This is a genomic window from Streptomyces sp. NPDC047108, from assembly GCF_040643575.1.
Classification (GTDB): domain Bacteria; phylum Actinomycetota; class Actinomycetes; order Streptomycetales; family Streptomycetaceae; genus Streptomyces.
In genome coordinates this window covers 1-14,588 of sequence record NZ_JBEYUP010000032.1, presented here as the reverse complement: position 1 = coordinate 14,588, position 14,588 = coordinate 1, and the positions used below count along the sequence as shown (strand labels likewise).

The 14,588-nt window shown below is 71.4% G+C and carries 16 protein-coding genes; 6 read left to right on the top strand and 10 right to left on the bottom strand.

The window, feature by feature from the left end; translation table 11 throughout:
- Positions 1–19: 19 nt before the first annotated feature.
- The gene (locus tag ABZ822_RS31675; RefSeq protein WP_360861758.1) at positions 20–979 is read right to left on the bottom strand and encodes a hypothetical protein; all 960 of its coding nucleotides are present in this window, start codon (positions 977–979) and stop codon (positions 20–22) included.
- A 78-nt stretch (positions 980–1,057) separates the two neighbouring features.
- Between ABZ822_RS31675 and ABZ822_RS31670 the strand changes: the two genes are divergently transcribed.
- From ABZ822_RS31670 to recX, 4 genes are all read left to right on the top strand, one after another.
- Entirely contained in the window at positions 1,058–1,252 is a 195-nt protein-coding gene (locus tag ABZ822_RS31670) for a DUF3046 domain-containing protein (RefSeq protein ID WP_360861756.1), read from the top strand.
- Positions 1,253–1,275: 23 nt separating this feature from the next.
- Complete coding sequence (locus ABZ822_RS31665; protein ID WP_360861754.1) at positions 1,276–2,502, top strand: AI-2E family transporter; 1,227 nt, start codon at positions 1,276–1,278, stop codon at positions 2,500–2,502.
- Positions 2,503–2,640: 138 nt separating this feature from the next.
- On the top strand, positions 2,641–3,765 hold the full coding sequence (gene recA, locus ABZ822_RS31660; protein WP_360861752.1) for a recombinase RecA: 1,125 nt from the start codon (positions 2,641–2,643) through the stop codon (positions 3,763–3,765).
- Between the two features lie 3 nt (positions 3,766–3,768).
- On the top strand, positions 3,769–4,392 hold the full coding sequence (gene recX / locus ABZ822_RS31655; protein ID WP_360861750.1) for a recombination regulator RecX: 624 nt from the start codon (positions 3,769–3,771) through the stop codon (positions 4,390–4,392).
- A gap of 418 nt (positions 4,393–4,810) precedes the next feature.
- Here recX and ABZ822_RS31650 read toward each other — a convergent pair whose 3' ends face one another.
- From ABZ822_RS31650 to ABZ822_RS31615, 8 genes are all read right to left on the bottom strand, one after another.
- Positions 4,811–5,224, bottom strand: coding sequence for a rhodanese-like domain-containing protein (locus tag ABZ822_RS31650; RefSeq protein ID WP_360861748.1), 414 nt, complete (start codon positions 5,222–5,224; stop codon positions 4,811–4,813).
- A complete protein-coding gene (locus tag ABZ822_RS31645; protein ID WP_360861792.1) occupies positions 5,221–5,742 on the bottom strand; it encodes a cysteine dioxygenase in 522 nt (173 codons plus the stop codon). The genes ABZ822_RS31650 and ABZ822_RS31645 overlap by 4 nt, the downstream gene beginning before the upstream one ends.
- Positions 5,743–5,850: 108 nt before the next feature.
- Positions 5,851–5,937 carry a putative leader peptide gene (locus ABZ822_RS31640; RefSeq protein ID WP_360861790.1) on the bottom strand — a complete coding sequence of 29 codons (87 nt, stop codon included), beginning with the start codon at positions 5,935–5,937 and terminating at the stop codon, positions 5,851–5,853.
- A gap of 138 nt (positions 5,938–6,075) precedes the next feature.
- A complete protein-coding gene (locus ABZ822_RS31635) occupies positions 6,076–7,896 on the bottom strand; it encodes an FAD-dependent monooxygenase (protein ID WP_360861746.1) in 1,821 nt (606 codons plus the stop codon).
- A gap of 189 nt (positions 7,897–8,085) precedes the next feature.
- A complete protein-coding gene (locus ABZ822_RS31630) occupies positions 8,086–9,021 on the bottom strand; it encodes an amino acid ABC transporter permease (RefSeq protein WP_360861744.1) in 936 nt (311 codons plus the stop codon).
- Positions 9,018–9,665, bottom strand: coding sequence for an amino acid ABC transporter permease (locus tag ABZ822_RS31625; protein ID WP_360861742.1), 648 nt, complete (start codon positions 9,663–9,665; stop codon positions 9,018–9,020). Before ABZ822_RS31625 ends, ABZ822_RS31630 begins: the two co-directional genes overlap by 4 nt.
- 105 nt (positions 9,666–9,770) lie before the next feature.
- The gene (locus ABZ822_RS31620) at positions 9,771–10,688 is read right to left on the bottom strand and encodes a glutamate ABC transporter substrate-binding protein (protein WP_360861740.1); all 918 of its coding nucleotides are present in this window, start codon (positions 10,686–10,688) and stop codon (positions 9,771–9,773) included.
- A 47-nt stretch (positions 10,689–10,735) separates the two neighbouring features.
- Positions 10,736–11,512: an amino acid ABC transporter ATP-binding protein gene (locus tag ABZ822_RS31615; protein ID WP_360861738.1), complete on the bottom strand. Its 777-nt coding sequence runs from the start codon at positions 11,510–11,512 to the stop codon at positions 10,736–10,738.
- A 295-nt stretch (positions 11,513–11,807) separates the two neighbouring features.
- Between ABZ822_RS31615 and ABZ822_RS31610 the strand changes: the two genes are divergently transcribed.
- Complete coding sequence (locus ABZ822_RS31610; protein WP_360861736.1) at positions 11,808–12,524, top strand: response regulator transcription factor; 717 nt, start codon at positions 11,808–11,810, stop codon at positions 12,522–12,524.
- Positions 12,525–12,540: 16 nt separating this feature from the next.
- Positions 12,541–13,947, top strand: a complete 1,407-nt coding sequence (locus ABZ822_RS31605; RefSeq protein ID WP_360861734.1) for a HAMP domain-containing sensor histidine kinase — start codon at positions 12,541–12,543, stop codon at positions 13,945–13,947.
- Between the two features lie 187 nt (positions 13,948–14,134).
- Here ABZ822_RS31605 and ABZ822_RS31600 read toward each other — a convergent pair.
- Positions 14,135–14,588: hypothetical protein (locus ABZ822_RS31600; protein ID WP_360861733.1), on the bottom strand; the 454-nt coding region annotated here is incomplete at its 5' end.

The following is a 14,588-nucleotide window of genomic DNA, read 5'->3' as shown; positions in this document are numbered from 1 at the left end:
GTCCGGTCCACGGTGGGGGTCAGGCGGGCCCGTCCTGCACCGGCCGCCCGTGGGCGCGCAGCGTCAGCAGCGCGTCGACCGTGACCTTGGGCCGGGACTCCAGAGCCGTACCGGGTGCCCAGGCGCGCCAGAGGACGGGCCAGCCGCCGTCCTCCTCCTGTGACGCCGTCAGGAAGTCCAGCGACCGCTCCATCTCCGCGTCCGTGAACCAGCGGCGGGCCAGTGAGCCGGGCGTGCGCGCGAAGTCGTACGCGTAGTGGTGCTCGCCCGGGCCGTAGCCGTCGGGAACCCCGAGGTCATCGGCCGACTCCGGATCGAGGACCACCAGGTCCTGGTCGCGCACCAGCCGCCCGAGACGCTCCGCTGCCGCCTCCGCGCGGGCCCGGTCCGGCACGCCGTCCAGGAAGGTGATCGCGGCCATGACCTCGTACGGGTGGGATTTCTCCAGCGACTCGACGGCGGCCCAGCAGAAGTCGGTGGCCCGGAAGAGCCAGGCGTGCCACACCTCGTTGCGGTGCAGCATCCCCACCACGGGGCCCGTCGCCAGCAGGTCGCTCGGCGGGTGGTCGACGATCGGGAGGAAGGGGGCGGCCGGATAGCCGCGCAGGGAGGGGTCGATCGCGGGCAGTGCGCCGTCGCCGGTGGAGATCGTCGTCAGATAGCGGCAGATCCGCTCCACGCGCTGCCCGCCGCAGCGGCCGATGGCATCCAGCACACGCAGCGCGTGCGCGGTGTGCAGCGGCTGGCTGACCGGGCCGCGCAGGTCGGGCTCCAGCGCGTGGCCGTAACCGCCGTCGCCGTTGCGGTAGGCGTCCAGCGCCGTCTCGACGGCGTCGGCCGCCCGGGAGCGGTCCGTCTCCCCGGATGCGCCGGGGGCGCCGGAGAGGAAGTGGTACGCGAAGATGCGCTGCTCGAGCACCCGCGCGGTCAGCCAGACGAAGTGCTCGGCGCGGGAGAGAGGGGTTCCGGATCGGGCCATGTCCCCGACCGTATGGGCAAAGCGCGCCGGGTTCCCGGGGAGCGCGAGGCTGCAATCCCTGAGCGGGATACTGGGCGCATGCGGTTGACGGTCTTCTGGCAGCGGATGGCGAACTATTTCGGCGAGGCGTACGCCGACTCCTTCGCGCGTGATCATGTGATGTCCGAGCTCGGCGGCCGGACCGTGCACGAGGCACTGGACGCGGGGTGGAACGCGAAGGACGTCTGGCGCGGTGTGTGCAGCGCCATGGACATCCCTGCGGACCAAAGGTGACCGAGGTGGGTCACACTGGCTCGATGGATGCGACGGACGAAGCGGCCCGCGAAGGGGCACCGAGCGATGCCCGCGCGGGCACGGGGGGCGGTGCTCCCCACGCGGGAAGACCTGACGGGGCGCCGGCGCCCCGTGAGCGGATGCCTCGCTGGCTGCCCCGCGCCATGGTGCTGGCCCTGGCCCTGCTCGCCTGCTTCCAGCTCGCGAACTGGGCCTTCCACCAGCTCATCGGGCTCCTGGTCAACATCCTCATAGCGTTCTTCCTGGCGCTCGCCGTGGAACCCGCCGTGGACCGCATGGCAGCGCGCGGTGTACGGCGGGGTCTGGCCACCCTGCTGGTCTTTCTCGGAGTGATCGGCTTCTTCGCCGGGTTCTTCGTCCTGCTCGGCTCGATGCTGGCCGGGCAGATCGTGACCATGGTGGAGAACTTCCCCCAGTACCTGGACTCGGTGATCCGGTGGATCAACGAGTCCTTCCAGACGAACCTCTCGCGGGTCGAGATCCAGGACAGCCTGCTCCGCTCGGACTGGCTCAAGAAGTACGTGCAGAACAGCGCCACGGGCGTGCTGGACATCTCCACGACCGTGCTCGGGGGGCTGTTCCGTGTCCTGACGGTGCTGCTCTTCTCCTTCTACTTCGCCGCCGACGGGCCGCGGCTGCGCCGCGCGCTGTGCTCGGTGCTGCCGCCCACCCGGCAGACGGAGGTGCTGCGCGCCTGGGAGATCGCGGTCGCCAAGACCGGCGGGTACCTCTACTCGCGCGGGCTGATGGCCCTGATCTCCGGTGTCGCGCACTACGTGCTGCTGGAGTTCCTCGGCGTCCCGTACGCGCCGGCGCTGGCGTGCTGGGTCGGCGTGGTCTCCCAGTTCATCCCGACCATCGGCACCTATCTCGCGGGTGCGCTGCCGATGCTGCTGGCCTTCACCGTGAACCCCTGGTACGCGCTGTGGGTGCTGTGCTTCGTCGTGGTCTACCAGCAGTTCGAGAACTATCTGCTGCAGCCGCGGATCACCGCGCGGACCGTGGACATCCACCCGGCCGTGGCCTTCGGCTCGGTGGTCGCGGGCACGGCGCTGCTGGGCGCGGTCGGTGCGCTGATCGCCATCCCGGCGACGGCGACGCTGCAGGCGTTCCTCAGCGTGTACGTGAGGCGGTACGAGGTCACCGACGACCCGCGTGTGCAGGGGCGCCCGCGGCGGCGCACCATCGGCCCGGCCCTGGCGAAATTCCGCCGGGCGTGGCGCGGTTGACACCAAAATCGAACATCCATTCTCATGGTGGTCCGGCCCGGTTTTCCACAGGCCGGACGACGCCCGCACGCGTTGTCAGTGCCAGGCGCTAGCGTCGTGGACGTGAAGCGATCGACTCAAGCAAACCGGGTGGGACCCATGGCAGGAACCGACCGCGAGAAGGCGCTCGACGCCGCGCTCGCACAGATTGAACGGCAATTCGGCAAGGGCGCCGTCATGCGCCTGGGGGAGCGGCCGAACGATCCCATCGAGGTCATCCCCACCGGGTCGACCGCTCTCGATGTCGCGCTGGGCGTCGGCGGCCTGCCGCGCGGCCGCGTCGTCGAGGTCTACGGCCCGGAGTCCTCCGGCAAGACGACCCTGACGCTGCACGCGGTGGCCAATGCCCAGCGCGCGGGCGGCACGGTCGCGTTCGTTGACGCCGAGCACGCCCTCGACCCCGAGTACGCCAAGGCGCTGGGCGTCGACACGGACAACCTCATCCTTTCCCAGCCGGACAGCGGTGAGCAGGCGCTCGAGATCACGGACATGCTGGTCCGTTCCGGCGCCCTGGACCTCATCGTCATCGACTCCGTGGCCGCCCTGGTGCCGCGCGCGGAGATCGAAGGCGAGATGGGCGACTCCCACGTGGGTCTGCAGGCCCGGCTGATGAGCCAGGCTCTTCGCAAGATCACCAGCGCGCTGAACCACTCCAAGACCACCGCGATCTTCATCAACCAGCTGCGCGAGAAGATCGGCGTGATGTTCGGCTCGCCGGAGACGACGACCGGTGGCCGCGCCCTGAAGTTCTACGCCTCGGTGCGTCTGGACATCCGCCGGATCGAGACCCTCAAGGACGGCACGGACGCGGTCGGCAACCGCACCCGCGTCAAGATCGTCAAGAACAAGGTCGCGCCCCCGTTCAAGCAGGCCGAGTTCGACATCCTCTACGGGCAGGGCATCAGCCGTGAGGGCGGCCTCATCGACATGGGCGTGGAGCACGGCTTCATCCGCAAGTCCGGTGCCTGGTACACGTACGAGGGCGATCAGCTCGGCCAGGGCAAGGAGAACGCCCGCAACTTCCTGAAGGACAACCCCGACCTCGCCAACGAGATCGAAAAGAAGATCAAGGAGAAGCTCGGCGTCGGCGTGAAGCCGGAGGCCCCGGGAGAGCCCGGCGCGGACGCGGCGCTGACCGCGGGCGCACCGGCCGAGCCGGCGGTTGCGGCAGCTCCCGCGGCCAAGGCCACCAAGGCGACCAAGGCCGCGGCGGCCAAGAGCTGATCCGTGACGCGTCGCACCGACTGGGGGGACGCCGCGTACAGCGGCACCGGCAGTGACAGCGGGGACGTGACGGTGGACAGCGGTGCCTCTTCCTCGTCGAGGGCCGAGGAGGAGGCACCGCGCAGCCCGGAGGAGCAGGCGCGGGCGATCTGCCTGCGCCTGCTCACCGGGACTCCCCGGACCCGTAAGCAGCTCGCGGACGCCCTGCGCAAGCGCGGCATCCCGGACGACGCGGCGGAGGAAGTGCTGTCCCGGTTCGAGGGTGTGGGGCTGATCGACGACGCGGCGTTCGCCGACGCATGGGTGGAGTCCCGGCACCACAGCCGGGGGCTGGCCCGGCGGGCCCTGGCGCGTGAACTGCGCACCAAGGGCGTCGATTCGGCAGTGATCGACGAGGCCGTCGGGCAGCTCGACCCCGAGCAGGAGGAGCGGACGGCCCGGGAGCTGGTCGAGCGCAAGCTCCGGGCGACGCGCGGGCTCGACCGGGAAAAGCGGATCCGCCGTCTCGCCGGCATGCTCGCCCGCAAGGGCTACGCGGAGGGCCTTGCCCTGCGCGTGGTCCGCAGTGCACTGGAGGAGGAGGGCGAGGACCCGGAGCTGCTGGAGTACCACTTGCCTGACGCCTGACGCCTGACGCCTGACGGCTTGCGGCGGTCGCCGGGCGTTCCGCTCGCAGATCGCCTGTCGTGGCCGCTCAGCCCGGCCGTCCACGGGGTCGCGGGCTACTCCGCGACGTGGGGCCTTCGTTGGCGTGTGCCGTTGCTTGCCCGGCTGCGGGCCGAGCGGCGTGGTCAGGGCCCGAGCCCGGCCGAGTTTCACGATTCGGCAGGGGGCTCCAAGTCCGTTGTGTCGGGCCATTGTCGAGGTAGTACGTGGACGCACCGCTGCCGGACCCGCGAAGGGGCGGCATTTCTGCTCCAAGCCCTTCCGGTGGTCCGCCCTCCGCCCTCCGCGCGTCGGGCAGGCGGGCGCGGGTTGGCGCTACGCGGGCCGCGACGCGGCGGTGGGCGCCAGGCCCGTCGTACCGGGCCCCGTTGATGCGGAACTAGGTCGACGGGGGCGTGACGGGGTGGCCCGACGCGCGCCACGCCTGGAAGCCGCCGTCCAGATCCGTGGCCCGGTGGAGTCCCAACTGCCGCAGGGAGACGGCCGCGAGGCTCGACGCGTAGCCCTCGTTGCAGACCACGATCACCCGCAGGTCGTGGCTCGTCGCCTCCGCCGCGCGGTGGCTGCCCTGGGGGTCCAGACGCCACTCCAGCTCGTTGCGCTCCACGACCAACGCACCGGGGATGGTGCCGTCGCGCTCGCGCAGCGCCGCGTAGCGGATGTCGACCAGCAAGGCACCGTCGGCCGCGGCGTCCGCGGCCTCGTCCGGGCCGAGCCGGTCGAGTCCGGCGCGGTTCTCCTCCAGCAGGGCGTCGATGCTCTTCGGGGCAGGGCCTCCGGATGCCTCGCTCATGTCCACTCCTCCGCTTCCTCGACGGCCTCCAGGCGCAGCAGCGCGCCCGTACGGCTGTAGAGCCGCATCAGCGGCAGCGGCGGGTAGTACGCGTGCACCGAGACGGCGTGCGCGTCGGCGGAGAGGTTCAGCACCTGGTGCACATGGTGCGGGCCGAACGCGCGGCCGTCGCCGGGCGGCAGCACCCGCTCGCGGTCGACGTCCTCGGCCAGTTCGAGCGTGCGCCAGCCCTCGGTGGGGAGTTGGACGGCGAGGGACTGCTCGGTCAGTTCGCCGGAGGCGGTGGCGAAGGCGCCTCGCGAGCCGCCGTGGTCGTGCCAGCCGGTGCCGGTTCCCGGAGGCCAGGCGATCAGCCATGCCTCGCTGCCCCCGGGCCCCTCGAGCCGCAGCCAGGTGCGGCCCTCCGGGTCGAGGGGCAGCGAGGCGATCAGGTCACGGTCGGCGACGGTACGGCGGGCGAACTCGAGCAGTTCGGCCGCCGTGGGGCCGGCCTCGGCCCGGGGCGCCGACGAGGGCAGGTGCGCGGTGACGTCGCCGGTGGCGACGGAGGAGAGGGAAGACACGGTCCGTCCGTAGGTGATCGCGGGGGAGCGCGGAGCCGATGGCCGCGCGGGGTCGGATGCGGATCAACAGGACGGACGACAGACGCAGCCCGCGTAGCGGAGGAGGTCCACATGGACCCTCCGCCAGAAGCAGGGCTGGGTGTCAATCACGTTCCGGAGTGAACCATGCACCGAATGACCCGGTCAACCGCGCGCGCACGTGGGACGAACCACAGGGCCGGGCCTCCTCCGCGCGCCGGCGGCACGAGCGGGCTCCGTCACCGGGAGCCCCGTCCCCAGCGGGCTCCGTCACCAGTGGGCCGACGCCCTCCCCGCCGGTCCGGGCGCCGGATCGTTCTCCGCGGGCCCGGGGTCCGGATCCTTCTCTGCGGGCCCGGGGTCCGGAGCCTTCTCCACCGGCGCGGGTGCCGGGGCCGCGCTCCGGTCCGTGGCCTGTGGCTGTGGCTGCGACTGCGGCTGCGGCGGTACGACGGTGCTCCCGCGCGCCGCGTCCGCGCACGCGTACAGCTCGGCCGGGCGAACACCGGACATCGCCGCGACCAGGTGCCCGTCGGGCCGTACGAGGAGCACGGTGTGCGCCGCAGCCCCCGGGTAGCCCTCGGTGACGAGCAGTTCGGCCCGGACCGGCAGCGCGGCGACGGCGGCCGCGAGCCGTGGCATCAGCCCCGCGCTCATCCAGTGACGGCGCTCCCACACGGCCGTCCCGGGCGCCACGAGCAGGACGAGCAGATCGCGGCCGAGCCGGTCGCGCAGCCGGGCCGTCGAGCCGTCGGGCACCGTGACCGTCACGTCGGCGACGGGGGCGCCCGGCGGGGTCGCCACGCGCGCCGCGCCCTCCGGGCGTTCGGGGGCGAGCGGGGAGCGCGCGTACACCGGCGGGGTGCCCAGCGGGCCGAGGCCGATGTGCCCGTCGGTCAGCAGCACGTCGTGTCCTCGCCCGCTGCCCGGCACCAGCGAGCGCCGCACCGCCGGCCAGCTCCCGCCGCCGCGCACCACCGGCAGCGCCTGGTCGGCGGCGCGCAGCCGGGCCCCGACCGCGGCGCGGCGCTCGGCCTGGTAGCTGTCGAGGAGCCCGTCGGAGGCGTGGCGGTGCCAGACGAGGGCGAGCTTCCAGGCGAGGTTGTCGGCGTCACGCAGCCCCTCGTCGAGGTCCTGCGTGCCCAGCGCGCCGAGCAGATGGGCGGCACCCCCGGCCAGGAAGGCGCGGCCCACGCGCCAGCGCTTGGCGAGGCGGTGGTGCACGGTGTGGACGCCGGTGTCCAGCAGGTCGTACGGCGGGGTGCCGTCGCACCACAGCCCGAGCGTGTCCCGGACCCGGGTGATGAGGGCTTCGGGCGTGACCAGGTCGCCGCGCGGCGGCAGCAGCCAGTCCATCCGCCACAGGCCGCCCGGTAGCGGACGGGCCGTCACCTCTCCGCCGAGGGAGGGGGACCGGTGGAGCACGGCCTCGCCGGGCCAGGGCAGTTCGGCCCGCAGCGCGGCGACGGCGTGCCGCTCGACGGCCGTACGTCCGGGGAAGCGGACCTCCAGCAGTTTGCGGACGGTGGAGCGCTGGCCGTCGCAGCCGATCAGATGGCTGCCGCGCCACCAGGTGCCCACGCCTGGGGCGTCCGGCTCGACGGGGGAGCCGGACGAGGGGCGGGTGTGCGCGGTGACGCCGTGGCCGTCCTGTTCGAGCGCGTCGAGTTTGCTGTGGGTGGCGATCTGCGCCAGCCGTTCGCGGGCGAGGGCGGCGCGCAGACGCCGCGTCAGGACGTGCTGCGGTACGTGCAGCGGGGACTCCACAGGCTCGTCCGCCTCCGGTGCGGAGACCCTGGCCGGGGTGGCCCGCACCGGGCCGGGCTCGCCGAACTCCACCCGGCGGACGACCTGCCTGCGCCGCACCGTCCGCCAGGCGCTCCAGCCGCAGCCCTCCTCGGGCGCGGGCGCGCAGCCCAGCCGCCGGAGGAAGGCCGCTGTGTCCTGGCGGAGGACGACGGTGCGCGCGGTGCGCGGCTCGTCGTGACCGGGACCTTCGTCGAGGACGACGACGGGCACACCGTGGCGTGCGAGGGCCAGAGCGGCGCAGAGTCCGACGGGCCCCGCCCCGACGACGATCACCGGGTCCACGGCGCGACTCCCTGAGCCGTACGGGAGGTACAGAGGGTGCCAAGGGAAGCCCGGTGCGCGATCACAGAAAAAGTATGCAGCCCCTCGCGGATGCGTGCACCAAGAGACATCGGCAGCGGCGCGATGTGCGCCACTGCCGATGCCGATGGGGCGTCAGGCGACCCGTGGGGCGCGGCCCCGGACGGACCGTCAGACCTTGGTGGTCGGGGGCTCCTCCGCGGACGGGCCCTGGTCCGCGTCCAGCACGCCCGGTGCCTCGGCGGGTTCGGCGGCCGAGGCCACGGTGATGCCGGTCTTCGTACGGCGCCCGCGCTTCTCGATCCAGGTGGCGAGCGAGGAGAGCGCCAGACACATCGCGACGTAGATGGCGCCGACGACGATGACCACCGGGGTGATCGGGTTCTCGCCGTTCACGATGATGTTGTTGGCCATCGTCCGGGCCGCGTACAGCAGCTCCGCGTACGTGATGATGTAGCCGAGCGAGGTGTCCTTCAGCGTGACCACGAGCTGGCTGATGACGGTCGGCAGCATCGAGCGGACGGCCTGCGGCAGCAGCAGCATGGTCATGACCTGGGACTTGCGGAGCCCCAGCGCGTAGGCCGCCTCCACCTGCCCGCGCGGCACGGCGTTGATACCGGCCCGCAGGACCTCCGCCTGGACGCAGCCGTTGTAGACGGTGAGTCCGATGACCAGGGCCCAGAACGACGTGTTCTCGCCGATGAAGCCGAGGTCGGACTTGTAGGTGAGGAACACGACCCACAGGGCGTAGATCGTGATCAGCAGGGGCACCGCGCGGAAGAGCTCGATGAACCCGGTGGCCAGCCAGCTCACGGCCTTGTGGTCGGAGAGGCGGGCCACGGCGAGCAGGACGCCGAGCACGAGCGAGAGGACGCCCGCCGCGGCGAAGACCTGCAGGGTCGTCAGGACACCGTCGCGGATGTTGTTGCGCACACCCGCGTTGTTGAAGATGTTCCAGACCTCGGGCTCCAACTGGCCCTTCTCGTGGAGCCGGAAGATCGAGAAGACGATCAGCCCCAGGACGAGGAGGGAGCCGACGACCGTGTAGATGCGGTTGCGCAGCCGGGCGCGGGGGCCCGGTGCGTCGTACAGGACGCTCGAACTCATCGTGCGACCTCCAGGCGCCGCTCGAGCAGCCGGAAGAGACCGCTGATGGAGAAGGTGATGACCAGGTAGGCGAGTGCGACCCAGAGGAAGATCCAGGCGATGTCGAAGCCGAGGTCGCTCAGGCGCTTCTGCACGCCGAAGAGTTCGGTGTAGCTGAACGCTCCCGCGATGGCCGAGTTCTTGGTCAGGGCGATGAAGATGCTGCTCAGCGGCGGCACGACGGTGCGCGTCGCCTGGGGCAGCACGATCAGCCGGAGTGTCTGGAAGAAGGTCATGCCGATGCTTCGGGCTGCTTCTGCCTGGCCGAGCGGCACGGTGTTGATGCCCGACCGCACCGCCTCACACACGAAGGCCGAGGTGTAGCAGCCGAGCGCCAGCAGGGCCTTGGTCCAGGGACTGAGGCCGGGGGCGAAGATCACCGGGACGACGAACCACGCGACGAGGAACAGCAGCGTCAGCGGGGTGTTCCGGAACAGCGTGACCCAGGCGGTGCCGAAGAACCGCAGCGGCGGGACCGGTGAGACCCGGAAGCCGGCGATCACGACACCCAGCACCATCGCGAGGAGCCCGCTGGCCAGAGTCAGCAGGATCGTGCCTATGAACCCCTCGCGGAACAAGGAGATGTGGTCGAGCAATACGTTCACGGGGATGTCCTCGTGGGCGGCAGCGGTCGAGGCAGGGGGACCCCGCCCTGTGGGCACCGTGCGGTGCCCACAGGGCGCGGCTCACTGCCGGCTCGTCAGGGAAGGTCAGTAGCGCTCGAGGGCCGGCGGCTCGGTGAACTCGGAGCCGGACAGACCCAGCGTCGCGTCGTACGCCTTCTTGTAGTCACCGTTCTTGATGTGCGCCTCGATGGCGTCGCTCACCGCGTCGCGCAGTGCCTTGTCGTCCTTGGCCATGCCGACGCCGTACGGCTCCTTGGTGAACGGCTTGCCGACGACGCGCAGCTTCTCCGGACGCTGGGCCGCGAAGCCCTTGAGGATCGCGTCGTCGGTGGTGACCGCGTCGACCTCGCTGTTCAGGAGCTGCTGGACGCACTCCGAGTACTTGGCCAGCTCGACGGTCTCGGCGCCGTACTTCGGCTTCTTGATCTCGGCGAGCGGGGTGGAGCCGACGATCGAGCAGACCTTCTTGCCCTTGAGGGTGTCCGGGCCCTTGATGGCCTTGTCGTCCTTGCGGACCAGGAGGTCGGCACCGGCCATGAAGTACGGGCCCGCGAAGCCGACCTGCTTCTTGCGCTCGTCGTTGATGGTGTACGTGCCTACGTAGAGGTCGACGTCGCCCTTGGAGATGGTGGTCTCGCGGACGCCGGAGTCGACGGTCTTGAACTCGATCTGGTCGGCCGAGAAGCCGAGGTCGGCGGCGACCATCTTGGCGATCTCGATGTCGAAACCGGAGCGCTTGCCGTCGGTGTCCTCGAAGCCCAGGTACGGCTGGTCGTTCTTGGCACCGAAGACGATCTTGCCGCGCTTCTGGGCCTTCTTCAGGACCGCGGAGTCGATCTTCACGTCCTTGGCGGCGGTGTACGTGGGCAGCTTGGGCTGGCCCTCGCCGCCCGACCCGCCCTTGGGCTTGTCACCAGCGGTACCGGACTCACCACCACAGGCGGTGGCGGTCAGCGCGAGCACGGCGATCGCCGCTGCGGCGGCGGATTTGCGGAGCTTCATCGTGAACATCCTTAAGTCGTCAGGGCGTTGGCAGTCGGCGGGGGCCGTCAGTGGTGAAGGATCTTCGAGAGGAAGTCCTTGGCCCGGTCGCTACGCGGGTTGTTGAAGAACTGGTCCGGCTGCGCCTCTTCGACGATCCGCCCGTCCGCCATGAAGACGACGCGGTTCGCGGCGGAGCGGGCGAAGCCCATCTCGTGGGTGACGACGACCATGGTCATGCCGTCGCGGGCGAGCTGCTGCATGACCTCCAGCACCTCGTTGATCATCTCCGGGTCGAGCGCGGACGTCGGCTCGTCGAAGAGCATGATCTTCGGGTCCATGGCCAGGGCGCGCGCGATGGCGACACGCTGCTGCTGGCCGCCGGAGAGCTGGGCGGGGTACTTGTCCGCCTGCGTTCCGACGCCCACGCGGTCGAGCAGGGCGCGCGCCTTCTCCTCGGCCGCCTTCTTGTCCGCGCGCCGGACCTTGACCTGGCCCAGCATCACGTTCTCCAGCACGGTCTTGTGAGCGAAGAGATTGAAGCTCTGGAAGACCATGCCGACATCCGCGCGCAGCTTGGCGAGCTCGCGGCCCTCCGCGGGCAGCGGCTTGCCGTCGATGGTGATCGAACCGGAGTCCACGCTCTCGAGCCGGTTGATCGTGCGGCACAGTGTCGACTTGCCCGACCCGGACGGCCCGATGACCACGACGACCTCGCCGCGGGCGATGGTCAGGTCGATGTCCTGGAGCACATGCAGGGCGCCGAAGTGCTTGTTCACGTTGTCCAGGACGACCAGGGGCTCTGCAACGGCTGTGCTGTCCTTGGTCACCGATACTTCGGTCATCGGCTTAACGCTCCGTCCTCCTCGGTTGGGAGGACATTAATGAGCGGTGCTGACCCGAGTCATTACATCTGAGCGAGAATTGAGCATAACGAAACGGATACGTACCGCGACGCTGGGTCACGATTCATCACCCTCCTCACGCGCCGCGGCTTGCCCCGCTGGTTACCGTTTGTTTACCGGCTCCATAACGGATCGCCGCCCGCGGCAGGACAGCACTTGACGGGCCCCGCGCCGATCGGGCTGTATGCCCTGTGACCACGCATCATCAGGACCGGCCCGACAGGAAGGGGGACGCATGAGGCTGCTGCTCGTCGAGGACGACGACCATGTCGCCGCCGCGCTGTCCGCCATCCTCGCCCGGCACGGCTTCCACATCACCCACGCCCGCAGCGGCGAGGAGGCCCTGCAGGCCCTCCTGCCCGACTCGGGGGCGCCCTACGGCGTCGTGCTCCTGGACCTCGGCCTGCCCGACCAGGACGGCTTCGAGGTGTGCGGGCGGATCCGCAAGCGCACCAGCACCCCCGTGATCATGGTGACCGCGCGCGCCGATGTCCGCTCCCGGATACACGGGCTCAACCTGGGCGCCGACGACTACGTCGTGAAGCCGTACGACACGGGCGAGCTGCTGGCCCGTATCCACGCCGTCAGCCGCCGCACCGCACCGGGTGAGCCCGGCCCCGAGGAGCACGGGACCCCCGACAGCACCGGTCCCGCCGAGCCGCTGCGCCTGGGCTCCGTCCTCATCGAGTTGCCCACCCGGCAGGTCACGGTCGACGGCACCCCCGTGCAGCTCACCCGCAAGGAGTTCGACCTGCTGGCCCTGCTCGCGCAGCGCCCCGGGGTCGTCTTCCGGCGCGAACAGATCATCAGCGAGGTCTGGCGGACCAGCTGGGAGGGGACGGGCCGCACGCTGGAGGTGCACATCGCCTCGCTCCGCTCCAAGCTGCGGATGCCGGCCCTGATCGAGACGGTGCGCGGGGTCGGCTACCGCCTCGTCGCCCCCGCGGCCTGAAGGACCTCCAAGCCCGGTGCGTACGCGACTTCTTCCCCTGCTCATCGTCCTGCTGGCGGGCGTCCTGCTCGCGCTGGGCTTCCCCCTGGCCGCGAGCCTGGCCGCCGCCGAGCAGGAACGGGTCGTGGTCGACCGGATCGACGACATGGCGCGGTTCGCGGCCCTGGCGCAGTTCGTCACCGCGCGCCCCGAGGCCCGCGTCCCCGAGGACGAGGGCGGCCGCCTGATCACCCTGCGCGCCGAGCTCAACCGCTACCACGACCTCTACGGCATCCGGTCGGGCGTCTACTACCGCGACCGCTCCGCCATGGCGCAGGCCCCGGCCGGCTGGTCGGTACCCGGTGAGGGGGAGGGCGACCAGGCCTTCCGCGAGGCGCTCGCCGGACGCCGCAGCCACGACCCCCAGCAGGTCTGGCCCTGGCAGCGCGGCCGTCTCGCGGTCGCCTCGCCGGTCGTCCGCGACGGTGACGTGGTGGCCGTCGTCGTGACCGAGTCGCCCACCGGCCAGATGCGCTCCCACATCCTCCACGGCTGGCTGCTCATCGGCGCGGGCGAGTTCGCCGCCATGCTCGTCGCCGTCGGCGCCGCCTTCCGCCTGACGGGCTGGGTGCTGAGGCCGGTACGGATCCTGGACGCGGCCACGCACGACATCGCGACGGGCCGGATGAAGTCACGAGTGGCCGCGGGGAGCGGACCGCCCGAACTGCGGCGGCTGGCACGCTCGTTCAACGAGATGGCCGACAACGTCGAGGACGTGCTGGAGCAGCAGCGCGCGTTCGTCGCCGACGCCTCCCACCAGTTGCGCAATCCGCTCTCGGCCCTGCTGCTGCGGATCGAGCTGCTCGCGCTCGAACTCCCCGACGGCAACGAGGAGATCCGCTCGGTCCAGACCGAGGGCAAGCGGCTGGCCGCCGTCCTCGACGATCTGCTGGACCTCGCGCTGGCCGAGCACGCGGCCGCCGATCTCAAGCTGACCGACGTCGCCGAGGTGGCGGAGGAACGGGTCGGGGCCTGGCGCCCCGTCGCCGACCGCGAGCGGGTCACCCTCACCTACGAAGGACCGGCGGGGGCCACCGCCTGGGCCGATCCGGTGGCGCTCTCCAGCGCGCTGGACGCCGTCGTCGACAACGCGCTGAAGTTCACGCCGGAGGGGGAAGCGGTCCGCGTCGGCGTGGAGCACGACGGCGACACCGTACGGATCGTCGTCGCGGACGGCGGGCCGGGACTGACCGAGGAGGAGCTGGCGCGGATCGGCGACCGCTTCTGGCGCAGCGGCCGCCACCAGAACGTCTCCGGCTCGGGGCTCGGCCTCTCCATCACCCGCGCGCTGCTGGCCGCCGGGGGCGCGTCGATCACCTACGCGGGCAACGAGCCGAAGGGCCTGCGCGTGACGATCACGGTGCCGCGCACGCCGCGGAGCTGACGCCCTGCGCGGAAGCGGTACGGGGCGCCGAGCCGGTACCGGTCGCTCAGGCGGTACGGGCCGTGGGACCCGGCGCGGGCGGCGCAGGCGTCATCCGAAGGAGAGCCCGGAGCACAGGTCGTCGTCGGCGGAGCCGATGCCAGGCGCGGTGCCGCCGGGCATCAGGACTCCGGTCGGGGACCGTCCCTCAGCGGAAGAGCCCGAGGAACCCGAGGATGTCCCGCGCGATGTCGGGGGTGGGGTCGCCGCCCGGGTGGCAGGACTGGCTGCCGTCCGGCTTGGTGGCGCACCGCCGTACCTCCTGGCCGAGGACGCGATCGCCCGCCTTGAGGGTGAGTGTGGCCGTCTGCTGCGGGTTCTCGGGGTCCACCGGTCCGGTCGTCGACGTCTGCCCCCGGAAGCGGGTGCCGAAGGAGCCCTTGAGCGGCTTCTGCACCCGATGGGGGGCGAGGACGTTCAGCTCGGCGGTGAGGCCGGTCGCCGTGCGGCACACGACGTCCCAGGTCGCGGTGGTCGTCGCGCTCCCCGCCCCGCGGTCGACGGTGACGTCGACCTGCTGGACGCGCACGACGCAGTCGGGTGCGGCCGGTGCGTTCGTGACGGCGGCGCCGGCCGGCCGATAGGAACAGCACACTTCTGAA

Excerpts from the sequence above, each read along its gene's own strand:
- ABZ822_RS31675 (WP_360861758.1), bottom strand. The coding sequence starts at position 979 with ATGGCCCGATCCGGAACCCCTCTCTCCCGCGCCGAGCACTTCGTCTGG.
- ABZ822_RS31670 (WP_360861756.1), top strand. The coding sequence starts at position 1,058 with ATGCGGTTGACGGTCTTCTGGCAGCGGATGGCGAACTATTTCGGCGAG.
- ABZ822_RS31665 (WP_360861754.1), top strand. The coding sequence starts at position 1,276 with ATGGATGCGACGGACGAAGCGGCCCGCGAAGGGGCACCGAGCGATGCC.
- recA (WP_360861752.1), top strand. The coding sequence starts at position 2,641 with ATGGCAGGAACCGACCGCGAGAAGGCGCTCGACGCCGCGCTCGCACAG.
- ABZ822_RS31650 (WP_360861748.1), bottom strand. The coding sequence starts at position 5,224 with ATGAGCGAGGCATCCGGAGGCCCTGCCCCGAAGAGCATCGACGCCCTG.
- ABZ822_RS31630 (WP_360861744.1), bottom strand. The coding sequence starts at position 9,021 with ATGAGTTCGAGCGTCCTGTACGACGCACCGGGCCCCCGCGCCCGGCTG.
- ABZ822_RS31620 (WP_360861740.1), bottom strand. The coding sequence starts at position 10,688 with ATGAAGCTCCGCAAATCCGCCGCCGCAGCGGCGATCGCCGTGCTCGCG.
- ABZ822_RS31615 (WP_360861738.1), bottom strand. The coding sequence starts at position 11,512 with ATGACCGAAGTATCGGTGACCAAGGACAGCACAGCCGTTGCAGAGCCC.
- ABZ822_RS31610 (WP_360861736.1), top strand. The coding sequence starts at position 11,808 with ATGAGGCTGCTGCTCGTCGAGGACGACGACCATGTCGCCGCCGCGCTG.